Here is a 14,237-nt window from a genome sequence, read left to right on the forward strand (position 1 = left end):
CACTACTTACCTTTAATTTCCTTACCATCTACATTACCATGGGCTAAGGAAATAACATACTCTTGCCCATTCTTCTCTAAATGATAAAGACGCACTACTGTATAATTCCAATCTTTAGCAAACCAAATATAACTTTGTCGTTTGCTATTAGCATCTCTTACTCGTTGCACTTTTACTGCTACTAAATTGCCAACAGGTGTTTCTATAGTTTCTTCACCTAATACTTTAAATTTATAGGTATCAAGCTCATCATCTTCTATCACTTGATAAGTCATCTGCTTCTTACCATTAGCAATATCGATCTGTAAGGCTAATTGTGTAGATAGCTGATCTAACATATGGTGTTTAAGGTCAAAAAACATATCATCATCATGCTTTCTATCCTTAAAGTGACCTTTAGCAAACATTTTTTTCCAATCAAAAGTTAAAGAAACTTCTTTAGACCTAATACCTGATTGTTCAAATTTATAAAAGGAAGGTTGAATGGCACCATTTTTCAATACAAAGCTACTATTTTCAACACGTTGTGCAATAGCCATAGAAGCGAGTGTCTGAAAATGCCATTCATTGGCCTTTTTTGTTAAGCTGTAAGTAGCTTGACCGTCAAAAGGTATATTAGAGATTGTTGCTGTATAAGTAGTTTCAAAAGGTTTTAATTGCCATGCTTGGGCAGGAAATATAAAAATAATAGAAAGAAATAAGCTAACTATAAATGTTTTAGTCATTTGATTCATAACAATACCCAGTCAAAGGCAAGGGTTGTGCATCCAACATAGCTGCATTATTAACTAATGCTAAACGTTGTTCAGCAAACCATGTTATAGCAATGGGATAAATTTTATGTTCTAACTGATGAACACGATCTTTTAATATGTCTAAATCTATGTTTTCAGTAATAGCTGTTACACCTTGAATAATTACAGGGCCACCATCCAGTACAGGTGTTACAAAATGTACACTACAGCCATGTTGTTTATCACCAGCTTCTAATGCTCGTTGGTGAGTATTGAGTCCAGGATATTTAGGCAGTAATGATGGATGAATATTAATAAGATGTCCTAAATAATGATTCACAAAATCATCTGTTAATATCCGCATAAATCCAGCCAGCACAACTAAATCTGGCTGATATTGATCTATCAATTGCATCAATGCCTTATCAAAAAACTGACGATCTTGATATTGGTGGTGAGCAATACAGTGTGCAGCAATACCTGCTTGCTCTGCTCTCACTAAACCATAAGCCTCTGCTTTATTACTAATAACTGCCGCAATTTCAGCAGGACATTGCTGTGAGTTAATACTATCAATAATAGCCTGTAAATTAGAACCATTACCTGATATAAGAACAACTATCTTACAAGGCTTATTCATTAGTGCTGCTTTAAATTATTTAGAATAACACATGGTTGTTCAATATCACTTTGCTCTATACGACCAACAACCCAAGGCTTTTCACCTGACTCATGCAAATTATCAATTACCAACTCAAGGTCTTTCTCTGCTACACAGATAACAATACCAACACCACAGTTAAGCACACGATGCATTTCTGTTTCATCAACATTACCTTGCTGTTGTAGCCAGTCAAAAACAGCTGGACGCTGCCAACTTGCCACATCTATTTGAGCTACTGTATTTTCAGGTAAAACTCGTGGGATATTTTCCAATAACCCCCCACCTGTAATATGGGCAATGGCTTTTACTACAGGGGCATGACGAATCAGCTCAAGTAATGCTTTAACGTAAATACGAGTAGGTGCCATTAACAAGCTAGCTAAAGATTTACCTGCCAACTCTGTATTTTGAATATCAACACCACTTACCTCAATAATTTTACGAATTAATGAGTATCCATTAGAATGTGGTCCTGATGAAGGTAGAGCCACTAATACATCACCAGCAGCTACTGTAGAGCCATCTATAATTTTTGATTTTTCCACTACACCTACACAAAAACCTGCTAAATCGTAATCATCTCCCTCATACATGCCTGGCATTTCTGCTGTTTCACCACCCACTAATGCACAGCCAGCCATTTCACAACCTTTGCCAATCCCTGTTACTACATCAGCGGCTGTATCAACATTTAATTTACCTGTGGCATAGTAATCTAAGAAAAATAATGGTTCTGCACCACATACCACAAGATCATTAACACACATCGCTACTAAATCAATACCTATTGTATCGTGTAGCCCTAACTGCATAGCCAATCGTAATTTAGTTCCCACACCATCAGTACCAGATACTAAGACTGGCTGCTCATATCCCTTCGGTATTTCACACAACGCACCAAAGCCACCTAAACCACCTAATACCTCTGGCCTTGCAGTACGTCTAGCTACTCCCTTAATACGCTCAACAAGGGCTTCACCTGCATTGATGTCTACGCCAGCATCTTTATAACTGAGGGAGGGTTGCTTATTACTCATATTTGTTAACCTATCGATAACAGGGCTGCTTTAAAAGAGCCTATTGTACGTGAATTTTGTAACAATCAAAAAAATTATTTAATGAAATTTTATATTAAAAATCTTCTTTTGGTTCTATCTGAAAATATCTTAAAAACAATTTTATCAAACCTACCAAAAATAAACTAATTTATTAAATATATGATATAAGAAAAGCCTTGCAAATAAAAGCATACAGCCTATCAACAAGCCTCTAATCATAATGACTACTTTCTTAATACAATATAGTTAGGTTATTATGCATAGCGAAATTTTATAATTATCTTGTATACAAACTTAACACAACTTTATCGTTTATATTTTGTTGTTAAACATAAAACTACTCCTATAAATTTCTTGTATACCTTCTTAATAAAGTAAAAATTGACTACAAAGGGGACTCTTTTTAATGTTACAAATAGATGTTTATAACACACTAGTCATTGCTAGCCTTGTTTTATTACTTGGGCAATTCCTTGTTACTAAAGTTAATATTCTAAATCGCTATACTATTCCTGGCCCTGTGGCAGGAGGATTATTTGCTGCAATAATGTTACTGTTGGCGAAAATAATATTTGATTGGCAAGTAACTTTTGATATGTCATTAAGAGACCCATTAATGCTTATGTTTTTTGCCAGTGTTGGTTTAAATGCCAATATTGAACAACTACGTTCTGGTGGCAAAATGATCCTTATATTCTTAATTGGGGTAGTTGGTCTCTTATTTATACAAAATATTGTTGGTATTAGCTTAGCAACTGCTTTAGGCATGGATCCTTTAATGGGATTATTAGCTGGTTCTATTACTCTTTCTGGTGGACACGGAACAGGTGGGGCTTGGGGTGATATTTTTGTAAACCAATATGGCTTTGCAGGTGGTATTGAAGTCGCTATGGCTTGTGCTACATTTGGTTTAGTTTTTGGTGGAATAATTGGGGGTCCAGTTGCACGTTATCTTATTAAGAAAAATAAAATAGAAGAACATCCAGAACATCCAGAAACTGAAAAAGATAATCCCATTGACTCCACTGTTTTTGAAAAACCTCAAGTTAAACGCTCTATTAACTCCACAGCAATGATTGAAACTATTGCTATGCTAGCTATTTGTCTTAGCTTAGGTAGATATTTGCAACAACTATTACAAGGAACTATCTTTGAGTTACCAACCTTCGTATGTGTGCTTTTTATTGGCGTTATCTTAAGCAATACTATCCCCCGTATTAGTAATTTTCAAATTGTTGAACGCTCTGTATCCATCCTAGGTAATGTTTGTCTATCTCTATTTTTAGCGATGGCATTGATGAGTTTAAAATTATGGGAACTCGCATCATTAGCTATCCCTATGCTTATTATTCTGGTTATTCAAACTATTATTATGGCATTATACGCGGTGTTTGTTACTTTCCGTCTTATGGGGAAAAATTATGATGCTGCTGTATTAGCAGCAGGTCATTGTGGTTTTGGTTTAGGGGCAACACCCACAGCCATTGCTAATATGCAAATTGTTACTGAACGATTTGGACCTTCACATATTGCATTTATTGTAGTACCGATGGTTGGTGCATTTTTTATTGATATTGTAAATGCTATTATTATTAAACTATTCTTATTACTACCATTCTTTACAATAGTGACTCCAGCCGTATAAGCTTCGTCTACTTCAAATACATATTCAAACGTAATTATCCTTGAATATGTATTTGAAAATAGCGGCTTCTATATGGAACAAAAAAATACAATTTACTTTTTATATACACCTAAAAAACAAGTACTATCTCTCTTTATATAAAATTTAAACTTTCAAATAAATTGCTCCTTTAGGAAACCATCGAATGTTTACTCTATTTCGCAATTTTTCTATCGCTTTATTTTGTACCTGTAGTCTAGTAATACCAATGACCTTAGCAAATACTATAACAAAGGTTGAGGTAGCTATTGATAATAATGAACAACAAATAGATCCTTTATTAAGTAAAGGATTAACAACTGTATTAACTCGATTAACAGGAAATCTCAAAATTACAGAGCAAACAGCAATAACAGAGATTCTAAAAAGACCTAACGACTTCTTAGAGAACTATACACAACAAGCTAATCCTAGCCGTTTGGTTATATCATTTGATCAAACAGCTATTGAACAAGCACTTAATAAAGCAGGTATTAGTTATTGGCAAAATCGTCGCCCGATTATCATGACATGGTGGCTTAACGAAAATAACACAGATAGTAGTTTAGTAGGTGACGCCCAACCATCTGCTAAGACCATCACAGCCGCTGCTAATACACAAGGTTTCCCCTTACGTTTCCCATTAGCCGATTTAAGCGAACAAGCCTTTGCTAATAAAACCAATTTTAATGCAGATAATCCTAAAGAAGTTTTACAAGGATCAGAGCAGTATGCAGCAAATGCTATATTAATTGTTTATATGCAACAAACTGATAATAATTATCGAGCCACATGGCGTTTATGGTTATCTGCTAATGAGGCGAAACCTTTAGCGAAAGGTGATGCCACAGCATCTACTGAAGCACAAATAGCGGAACAAATTTTTACCGCTATTAATCCTGCGTTAGCCAATGTTTTTATTATCAAAACGACCTCAACAGAAACATTAGAAATCGTGATAAAAAATGTAGACTTTAGCCGTTATGTACAAGTAAATAATTTAATGGCAAGTTTTGATGGCAAAGTAATAGAAACTTCAGGCTCTACGGTACGCTATCAAGTAAAAGCTGATCCTGCGCAAATCAAAGCACAGCTTGGACTACTACATTTTGTAGAAGAAAAAGTAGACTCTCCAACACCAACTACAAATCAACCATCTACTCTAACTTTTAAAGCGAGTAATAACTAACAAAAAGGCTTGCAAATGCAAGCCTTTTTTAATTACTGTCCCTGCAATAAAATGGGATCACCCACTAATAAACTATCAGCTTCATAGACTATATTTAGATCTTTTTCTGGGTAATCTAAATTATATAAGAAATGACGCAGGCAGTTTAAACGGGCACGTTTTTTATCATCTGACTTTACAATAGTCCAAGGAGCGTCACCTGTATGAGTATGGAAAAACATGGCTTCCTTAGCTTTTGTATAATCATCCCATTTATCCAATGATTGAATATCCACAGGAGATAATTTCCATTGTTTTAATGGGTCATCTCGACGTGCAATAAAACGACGTAATTGCTCTTCACGACTCACTGAAAACCAATATTTAAATAAGATAATACCACTATTTACCAACATTCTCTCAAAGTTTGGTGTTTCTCGCAAAAACTCTAAATACTCACGTTGAGTACAAAAGCCCATAACCTTTTCAACACCTGCACGGTTATACCAAGAACGGTCAAAGAATACGATTTCACCTTTAGTTGGTAAATGTTGAATATAACGTTGAAAATACCATTGGCCTCTTTCTGCATCAGTAGGTTTTTCTAAAGCTACAACACGTGCACCACGAGGGTTTAAGTGTTCGTTAAAACGCTTAATAGTTCCCCCTTTACCTGCAGCATCACGTCCTTCAAATAGAAGAACTATGTGTTGTCCAGTTTCTTTAACCCAACGCTGTACTTTTAATAACTCTATTTGTAATTGCTTTTTGGTTTTTTCATACTCATTACGTTTAATACGTGTACGGTAAGGATAACTATCAGGAAGAGCGGCTGAACTACTATCTTCTACAGTACCATGAGGAGCTAAGGCTACTTTTGTTGCTACAGGGTCTTTACTAACTTCTTGAATGGTTTTAACTGACATATCGCGTGCAGCTTTAGTTGCAGAAGTTTTAGAAGCCACTTTACGAGCACGAGGAGTGGTTGTAGATTTAACAGCACTTTTTCTCACAGGCGTTTTTTTAGTAGTTGGTTTAGTCGTCTTACCCTGTTCCATAGATATCACCTTCACATAAAGCCAAAGTAATTATTATATCAGTAAACGGCAAAACTCCTTAAAATATTGAGGTTATTTTTTGAATTTGTTCATAAAAAACGCAACTAATAAGCCTAAAATACTAATACTTAATATAAAATAACTATACCACACCTGATAAGGTGTTTTGCCCGTTACTAAGGTTACTTCTCCCTGTAATACACCTACCTCAAAACTTGGAATTTCTTTAATAATTTGACCTTTATTATCAATAATCGCTGTAATACCATTATTGGTTGCCCTAGCCATCCAACGATCAGCTTCTAAGGCGCGCATTTGTGCCATCTGGAGGTGTTGTTTAGGACCAATTGAATGACCGAACCATGTATCATTACTAATCGTTATCAACAAATTGCTCTCTGCCCCAAAAGAAGCCACAAAGTCTGGATAAACTACTTCATAACAAATAAACGGTGCTACTTGATAATCTTTAACTTTCAACAGTGGTTGATCTGAAGTACCACGCCTAAAGTCTGACATTGGTAAATTAAAAAATTCAATCATACCACGTAGCATATCCTGCAAAGGGACATACTCACCAAAAGGAACCAATTTTTGTTTTAAATAGGTACCTTCACCCTCACCCACTACAGTAATGCCATTATAATAACGCTCACCCTTATTATCCTGCTGCCTAATTGGCAGGCCAGTAATTAATGTAGCTTTATTATTTTTTTCATAAACACCAATAGTGGTATCCAATAACTCTTGCACAGACTCTTTTAGATAAGGAATCGCATTTTCAGGCCAAATTACTAAGCTATTTACTCTTTGATGTTGTTGCGTTAAATGCCAATACAAATTCAACTGGTCTCTATAAAATGAGGGTTCCCACTTTTGGCCCTGAGCAATATTACCCTGAATTAAGGTAACGGGTAATTTATCATCAATAGAGGTTGTCCAATGGATTTTATTAAGTAATACACCCATGAGAGGCAAAGCAATAACAACAACAATGCTTATAATTACTTTAATTTTTTGTTGCCTAAAATAATAAACTTTGATTAATAAAACAGTTATTAATGTTATTAAAAAGGAAATTAACCACACACCACCTATAGGTGCAAAACCTGCTAATGGTGCATCAAGTTGGCTATAGCCTGTATAAAGCCAAGGAAAGCCTGTTAAAAACCAGCCTCTAAACCATTCTTGTATAGCCCACAATCCTGCAAATGCAAAAGCATCTACAAAATAGGTGTGATCGGCACGAAACCACTTAACCCAAATAACAGCAGGAATAACAAAAAAGAAGGCAACTGACATACAAAAAGCTATAGTTAAAGCAGCTGCTAACCAAACAGGGGCATTACCAAAGGTATTTATACTGACATAAATCCAACTAACACCCGCTATATAGGCTCCAAAACCATAACACCAACCACGAATAATCGCTTGCTTAACGGAAAGTTCTTTTAAACCAAGATAAAAACAACCAACAGAAATAAAGGCTATTGGCCAAATATTAAAGGGAGCTAAAAAAAGTGGTGTTAAAACACCTGCTACAAAAGCTATTAAATGGCCTAACCAACCCTTCTTAGTAATGATTGATAGCATCGTTAATCCACAATTTTACAAGGTGTTAAGCGTAGTAAGTGGAGTTTACGGCTATCCGCTGTTAACACACGGTAACGGAATGAACCAATCACCATCGTTTCATTACGTTTAGGTAAGTGGCCAAAATGGTGTTCAACTAATTCACTAATAGTTCTACCAAATTCTTCAGAGTAACGATTTTCAGGAAAATATTGATTAAACACATGAATAGGTGTTTGTGCTTTTACTACGAAATCACCATTAGGTTGAGGACGAATATAGCTTGCCTCCTCAATATCATGTTCATCTTCAATATCACCAACAATTTGTTCTAAAACGTCTTCGATGGTAACTAGCCCTGCAACACCACCATATTCATCTACCACAATGGCCATATGATTATGCGTAGCACGAAACTCTCTTAACAGTACATTCACTCTTTTTGATTCAGGTACATAAGTTGCTGGCCTTAATATTTTTTTAATATCAAACTCAGTCTCTTGTCCTGTTGCTAACTGCAATAGGTAAGGCAACAAATCTTTTGCTAATAAAATACCACCTACTGTCTCCATATCCTCTTCTAATACAGGATAACGAGAATGTGCTGTTTTTATAATAGTAGGTAAAAGCTCTTCAATAGATTGAGTAATTTTAATAAATACCATTTGTGAGCGTGACAACATGATATCACGTACTTGTAAGTCTGCTATTTGAATAGCACTCTCTACAATGGTTAACGCATCAGCATCTAGCAGCTTATTAATGTGTGCCTCATGGAGAAGCTCTAACAAATCTTGACGATTCTTTGGCTCATGGGCAAATGCTTGGGTTAGTTTCTCAAACCAAGATTTATGCTGACTCGATTGATCTTCGCTCATTTTCTTTTGTAATACCTACGTTTAGTTAACTTCCTGATAAGGGTCAGGGTATCCCTGTTGCATTAGCAATTGTTGTTCTAATGCTTCCATTTCAATAGCTGCTTGTTGTTCCTCATGGTCAAAACCTAATAGGTGTAAACAACCATGGGTAACAAGGTGCGCCCAATGAGCCTCTAAATTCTTTTGTTGTTGTTCAGCTTCTTTTGTTACCACTGGTGCACAGATAATTAAATCACCTAATAAAGGAATATCCAAAATCCCCTCAGGTAACTCACTGGGAAATGATAAAACATTAGTTGCATAATCTTTATGACGATAAGCTGCATTAAGCTCTTGCCCTTCCGCCTCATCAACAATACGGATAGTAAGCTCTGCATTTTGCTGATAAGGAGTAATAGCTACTTCACACCACTTTAGGAACAGACTAGCATCAGGTATATAAGGTTCTTCACTGGCTAGCTGCAAGTCTAACTCAATGTTCATTTTTTTCTTGTTGTCCTAAACTTTTATCGTAACGATCATAGGCTTCTACAATTCGTTGTACTAACGGGTGCCTGACCACATCTTTTGCTTTAAAGTGAGTAAAACTAATACCTGGCACACTACGCAAAACATCGATAACATGCATTAACCCTGAACGGGTACCTTTAGGCAAATCGATTTGTGTTGTATCACCTGTAATAACAGCTGTAGAGCCAAACCCTATACGGGTTAAAAACATCTTCATTTGTTCAATAGTAGTATTTTGGCTTTCGTCTAAAATAATAAAGCTGTTATTTAAAGTACGGCCACGCATATAAGCTAATGGCGCTACTTCTATAACTTGTCGCTCGATTAATTTAGCCACATGCTCAAAACCTAACATCTCATATAGAGCGTCATACAGCGGGCGTAAATAAGGGTCTATCTTTTGCGAAAGGTCACCTGGTAAAAAACCTAGCTTTTCACCTGCCTCAACCGCTGGACGTACTAATAAGATACGACGCACTTGTTCACGTTGTAATGCATCCACCGCACAAGCAACTGCTAAATAAGTTTTACCTGTACCCGCAGGGCCAATACCAAAATTAATATCATTTTCTAAGATGGCTTTAACATATCCTTGCTGATTCGCACCACGAGGTCGAATAGTCCCTTTTAATGTCTTTAAGGTAATTTGTGGCTGATTATTATTAGGTGCAACCATTTCTTCCAAGCCAGACTCTTGCAAGAATAAATGTATCACCTCTGGCGATAACGGCATACTTTTCGCTTCACGATATAACCGACGAATCAGGTTTTCTGCGGCTAATGCTCGCTCCTCATTACCTATTAACTCAAACTGATTGCCACGATTACGAATTTCAATGCCCAAACGTTGCTCAATTTGCCGAAAATGCTCATCAAACTGACCACTTAAGTTGGCAAAACGTCTTGTATCGAATGGTTCTAATGTAAATTGTCTAGTGCTAGGTAAAGCGCTCAAAGTATTAGTGGTTACCTCTGTTATTAATGATTGACTTAAGCCTACAATAAGTTGCAACGAATAGCAATTGGCTTAATCACTAATAAGCGCTCCTCTTAACGAATGAGGTAATGCCTCTTCAATTTTTACATTAACAAATTGACCGATTAGCAACGGATTATCACTACGGAAATTAACAATACGGTTATTTTCCGTACGACCTTGCAACATACCGGGATCTTTCTTAGAGAAATCTGTAACTAAAATCGATTGAGTAGTTCCTACCATACGACGACTAATTTCAAATCCCTGCTGATTAAGACGTGCTTGCAATATTTGCAGGCGCTGTTTTTTCACCTCTTCAGAGGTATCATCCGGCAAATCTGCTGCTGGCGTTCCAGGACGAGCGCTATAAACAAATGAGTAAGAGAAATCGAAACCAACCTCTTCGATCAGCTTCATGGTTTGTGCAAAGTCTTTCTCTGTTTCACCTGGAAAGCCCACAATAAAATCAGAACTAATACAAATATCTGGCACAGCTGCTTTTAACTTGCGAATACGTGACTTATACTCAAGTGCTGTATGATTACGCTTCATTGCTGCTAAAACACGGTCAGAACCTGCCTGTACAGGTAAATGCACAAACTTAACCAATTTTGGTAAATCTGCATGGGCTTGAATTAAAGCATCAGAGAATTCTAAAGGGTGTGAGGTGGTATAACGAATGCGATCAATACCTTCAATTTCAGCCACTATTCGTAATAAGTCTGCAAAATCTGTAATACCACCTTCAGAATTACTACCACGATAGCCGTTTACATTTTGCCCTAATAAAATAACCTCTTTCACGCCATTTTCAGCCAGATGGATAATCTCGGCAATTACATCTTCCACTGGGCGACTAACTTCTTCACCACGGGTATAAGGTACTACACAGAAAGCACAGTATTTACTACAGCCCTCCATAATGGAAACCATTGCAGTTGGTCCATCTACAGTTGGCTCAGGTAAACGATCGAACTTTTCTATTTCTGGGAAAGATATATCTACTTGTGGTTTTTGAGTAGTCTTAGCTGCATCAATCATTTCTGGTAAACGATGCAAAGTTTGTGGACCAAACACCACATCCACATAAGGAGCACGATCACGAATTGCCGCACCCTCTTGGCTAGCCACACAACCACCTACACCAATCACAATATTAGGATTACGTTTTTTTAGCTCACGCCACCGACCAAGATTAGAAAATACTTTCTCTTGCGCTTTTTCACGAATAGAACAGGTATTTAATAATAAAATATCTGCCTCTTCAGGATTATCAGTTAACTCAACTCCCTGATTTTCTCCTAATAAGTCTGCCATACGAGCGCTATCATACTCATTCATTTGGCAACCATGTGTTTCGATAAAAAGCTTCTTGGTCATAGTGGTGATAAACAATTAATCAATTAAAAAGGGGGCTATTATAAAGTAGATAACAACCTTTACCTACTATTAATAATAATTGATTGCTAATTAGTTAAGCTAATTTTAATAACATCATACCAAAAATTAAAATCATGATACCTAACCACCCTTTTGCTTTTAAATTTTGGTTAAATAAAATAGCTCCCATAGCAACTGTTGCTAAGATACCAAAGCCCCCCCATATGGCATAAGCAATAGATAAGTCAATACCTTTTACAGACTGTGCCAATGCAGTAAAAGCACCTAATACAAAAAGGATAGACAATACTCCTAACATGCGGTTTTTAAAACCATTTGAGTACTTTAAAAACACATTAGCCAATACTTCCAACACAATAGCTAAGGCTAAGAACCCTATATGAACCCATGTAAAATCGTTCATAACTATGCCTCCTTAGCCTGATAGTTAGTTACTTTTTTAGCAACTGACTGAGTACCTGATTTAATTAATAAGATACCCACAATAATCAATCCCAAACCACCTATCTTAAAGAACCCTAGCTGCTCATTAAATAAAGCCACACTCACTATTGTAATCAGTACAATACCAATACCTTCCCAAAGTGCATAAGCCACACCAACGGGTACTTTTTTTACTGATAATGATAAAAAGAAATAAGACAGCCCTATTAGGCTATACATTACGCCATAACCAATTAAAGGAAAATCATGAACTAATAATTTAATAGAAGAAGTACCTATCACTTCAAAAAAGATAGCTACTAATAAATAAACCCACGCACGCATAATACTTTCTCCACTGCACCGCTTACGTGTTAGAAGCTAAGTATTTAAACGAAACTATAAAAATTCAACACAGCTGTGCACTCAACAGCACGTAAGCAAAAAAACTTTAATTATTTAAATTTGAAAAATGAGGAGAAAGAACTTTACAGGCCGCCTCGCCAACAATACTCGAGGGATATAAGAAAACAACTGGTGGTAATAAAACTAAAATTTTGTACTAACATAATGATTACATTATATCTATTAGCTATTTTAATTCAAGCACTGGATAGATTGATACGTAACCAATTATGACTTATTTGATCTGTATTAATAGGAATTTGCAACTGCTCTCTGAAAGCAGTTGCTGTTTCATTATATTAAGATAAGGTAGCATCAATAAAAGCAGCTAATTGTGATTTACTCACCGCACCTACTTTAGTTGCAATAGCTTCACCATTTTTGAAAATCATTAATGTAGGAATATTACGCACACCATATGTTTGTGGTATTTGTGGGTTATTACTAATATCTAATTTGCAGATTTGTAGCTTACCATCATATTCATCTGCTAATACATCTAGTACAGGCGCTATCATTTTACATGGACCACACCATTCAGCCCAATAATCTACTAATACTGGTAGATCCGACTTTAATACATTTTCTGCAAAATCATTATCAGTTACATGAATAATATCAGACATTATAAAACCCTCTGTGTAAACATTTATTCTGTTGCTATGATACTGCTATATTCATTTTAAAAAAAGTTATAACCTACTAATGACTGATGAATTTTTCTAACTAGCTTAATAGAGTTTAACTAATCATGCTGTAAATTAACTAAATCTAGAGTAAAATAGATGGTTTTATTAGCCCAACTTGTAGAATTTTGGTTACCTTAACTTATGAACAAAAATGAAGAGCCTATTTATCGAGTAATTTTCCTAAACCAAGGTCAGGTTTATGAAATGTATGCCAAACAAATTTATCAAAGCGATTTGTGGGGCTTTCTTGAAATAGAAGAGTTTATTTTTGGTGAACGCACTCAGATGGTAGTTGACCCTAGCGAGGAAAGACTAAAATCTCAATTTGAAGGCGTTAACAGAAGCTTTATTCCAATGCACAGTGTCATTCGTATTGACGAAGTTGAACGTTTGGGAATTGCCAAGATCACAGAAGCGAAAGGTACTGGCAATATTATGCCCTTTCCTATGCCCCCTCTTCCTACTAAATAATATAGCTAACTAAGGTTACTCTTTAATATTTTTTAGATAAAGCCGAAACGTTTTACCCAAAATATAGTTAGCTTGTTGTAGCTCTTGTGGATTCATAAGATCTGCTGCTACATCAGCTTCATCCATAGCTTCATCAGAACCATTAATACCTGCTATTTTAAAAATAATATAGGCTTGCAAATTATTAACGGGCACGCCCTGTCCTTGTAAATACATATAACCTAATCGCACTTGAGCATCAACATGTGCTTGGGCAGAGGCTTGTTTAAACCAATAAAGTGCTTCTGAATAGTTAGCAGTAACTAATTTTCCTTCGCCATAATAAAGTCCTAATTGGTATTGAGCATCTTTATCACCCGTTTTAGCGGCCACCATACAACGATCTAACATAAAAGCTTGTTGCTCTTGAGGCACATTAAATGTACAACTTGTTATCGTTGGTAAATTTAGTCCCTCTGCGAATAATTGATTAACAAATAGTAATAGCAAACAACTAATTGAATAGAATTTGCAATAAGAACTGTTCATAGCTCTGTTTAAATACTCCTAACAACAACGATGGCC

16 protein-coding genes are annotated in these 14,237 nt (G+C 35.9%); 3 read left to right on the plus strand and 13 right to left on the minus strand.

What is annotated here, in order from left to right; translation table 11 throughout:
- Window positions 1-2: 2 nt before the first annotated feature.
- From ACQVD9_RS00575 to purM, 3 genes are read right to left on the minus strand one after another with little or no spacing between them, the layout of a single operon-like run.
- Window positions 3-734, minus strand: a complete 732-nt coding sequence (locus ACQVD9_RS00575; protein WP_264746971.1) for a DUF3108 domain-containing protein — start codon at window positions 732-734, stop codon at window positions 3-5.
- A complete protein-coding gene (purN, locus tag ACQVD9_RS00580; RefSeq protein ID WP_264746972.1) occupies window positions 718-1,374 on the minus strand; it encodes a phosphoribosylglycinamide formyltransferase in 657 nt (218 codons plus the stop codon). Before purN ends, ACQVD9_RS00575 begins: the two co-directional genes overlap by 17 nt.
- The gene (gene purM / locus ACQVD9_RS00585; protein WP_264746973.1) at window positions 1,374-2,435 is read right to left on the minus strand and encodes a phosphoribosylformylglycinamidine cyclo-ligase; all 1,062 of its coding nucleotides are present in this window, start codon (window positions 2,433-2,435) and stop codon (window positions 1,374-1,376) included. The genes purN and purM overlap by 1 nt, the downstream gene beginning before the upstream one ends.
- A gap of 427 nt (window positions 2,436-2,862) precedes the next feature.
- Here purM and gltS point away from each other — a divergent pair, with 427 nt between their 5' ends.
- Window positions 2,863-4,101, plus strand: a complete 1,239-nt coding sequence (gltS, locus tag ACQVD9_RS00590; protein WP_264746974.1) for a sodium/glutamate symporter — start codon at window positions 2,863-2,865, stop codon at window positions 4,099-4,101.
- Window positions 4,102-4,285: 184 nt separating this feature from the next.
- Window positions 4,286-5,308 (plus strand): DUF2066 domain-containing protein, encoded by a 1,023-nt coding sequence (locus tag ACQVD9_RS00595; protein ID WP_264746975.1) that lies wholly within the window; start codon window positions 4,286-4,288, stop codon window positions 5,306-5,308.
- Between the two features lie 32 nt (window positions 5,309-5,340).
- On the opposite strand, the gene ppk2 is transcribed toward ACQVD9_RS00595, so the two are convergent.
- From ppk2 to trxA, 9 genes are all read right to left on the minus strand, one after another.
- The gene (gene ppk2 / locus ACQVD9_RS00600) at window positions 5,341-6,213 is read right to left on the minus strand and encodes a polyphosphate kinase 2 (RefSeq protein WP_264747823.1); all 873 of its coding nucleotides are present in this window, start codon (window positions 6,211-6,213) and stop codon (window positions 5,341-5,343) included.
- A 204-nt stretch (window positions 6,214-6,417) separates the two neighbouring features.
- Window positions 6,418-7,938 (minus strand): apolipoprotein N-acyltransferase, encoded by a 1,521-nt coding sequence (lnt, locus tag ACQVD9_RS00605; RefSeq protein ID WP_264746976.1) that lies wholly within the window; start codon window positions 7,936-7,938, stop codon window positions 6,418-6,420.
- A gap of 2 nt (window positions 7,939-7,940) precedes the next feature.
- Window positions 7,941-8,795, minus strand: coding sequence for a CorC family transporter (locus tag ACQVD9_RS00610; RefSeq protein WP_264746977.1), 855 nt, complete (start codon window positions 8,793-8,795; stop codon window positions 7,941-7,943).
- A gap of 21 nt (window positions 8,796-8,816) precedes the next feature.
- Window positions 8,817-9,278 (minus strand): rRNA maturation RNase YbeY, encoded by a 462-nt coding sequence (gene ybeY / locus ACQVD9_RS00615; RefSeq protein ID WP_264746978.1) that lies wholly within the window; start codon window positions 9,276-9,278, stop codon window positions 8,817-8,819.
- Window positions 9,268-10,260, minus strand: coding sequence for a PhoH family protein (locus ACQVD9_RS00620; RefSeq protein ID WP_264746979.1), 993 nt, complete (start codon window positions 10,258-10,260; stop codon window positions 9,268-9,270). The genes ybeY and ACQVD9_RS00620 overlap by 11 nt, the downstream gene beginning before the upstream one ends.
- Before the next feature lie 72 nt (window positions 10,261-10,332).
- On the minus strand, window positions 10,333-11,664 hold the full coding sequence (gene miaB / locus ACQVD9_RS00625; protein ID WP_264746980.1) for a tRNA (N6-isopentenyl adenosine(37)-C2)-methylthiotransferase MiaB: 1,332 nt from the start codon (window positions 11,662-11,664) through the stop codon (window positions 10,333-10,335).
- Window positions 11,665-11,758: 94 nt separating this feature from the next.
- Complete coding sequence (mdtI, locus tag ACQVD9_RS00630) at window positions 11,759-12,088, minus strand: multidrug/spermidine efflux SMR transporter subunit MdtI (protein ID WP_264746981.1); 330 nt, start codon at window positions 12,086-12,088, stop codon at window positions 11,759-11,761.
- A gap of 2 nt (window positions 12,089-12,090) precedes the next feature.
- Window positions 12,091-12,453: an SMR family transporter gene (locus ACQVD9_RS00635; protein ID WP_264746982.1), complete on the minus strand. Its 363-nt coding sequence runs from the start codon at window positions 12,451-12,453 to the stop codon at window positions 12,091-12,093.
- 359 nt (window positions 12,454-12,812) lie between these two features.
- A complete protein-coding gene (gene trxA / locus ACQVD9_RS00640) occupies window positions 12,813-13,139 on the minus strand; it encodes a thioredoxin TrxA (RefSeq protein WP_264746983.1) in 327 nt (108 codons plus the stop codon).
- A 204-nt stretch (window positions 13,140-13,343) separates the two neighbouring features.
- Between trxA and ACQVD9_RS00645 the strand changes: the two genes are divergently transcribed.
- The gene (locus tag ACQVD9_RS00645; protein WP_264746984.1) at window positions 13,344-13,673 is read left to right on the plus strand and encodes a DUF1820 family protein; all 330 of its coding nucleotides are present in this window, start codon (window positions 13,344-13,346) and stop codon (window positions 13,671-13,673) included.
- Window positions 13,674-13,688: 15 nt separating this feature from the next.
- Here the strand turns inward: ACQVD9_RS00645 and ACQVD9_RS00650 are convergent, their stop codons facing one another.
- Window positions 13,689-14,201, minus strand: a complete 513-nt coding sequence (locus ACQVD9_RS00650; protein ID WP_264746985.1) for a tetratricopeptide repeat protein — start codon at window positions 14,199-14,201, stop codon at window positions 13,689-13,691.
- Window positions 14,202-14,237 lie beyond the last annotated feature (36 nt).

This window comes from Entomomonas sp. E7T21, assembly GCF_058693955.1.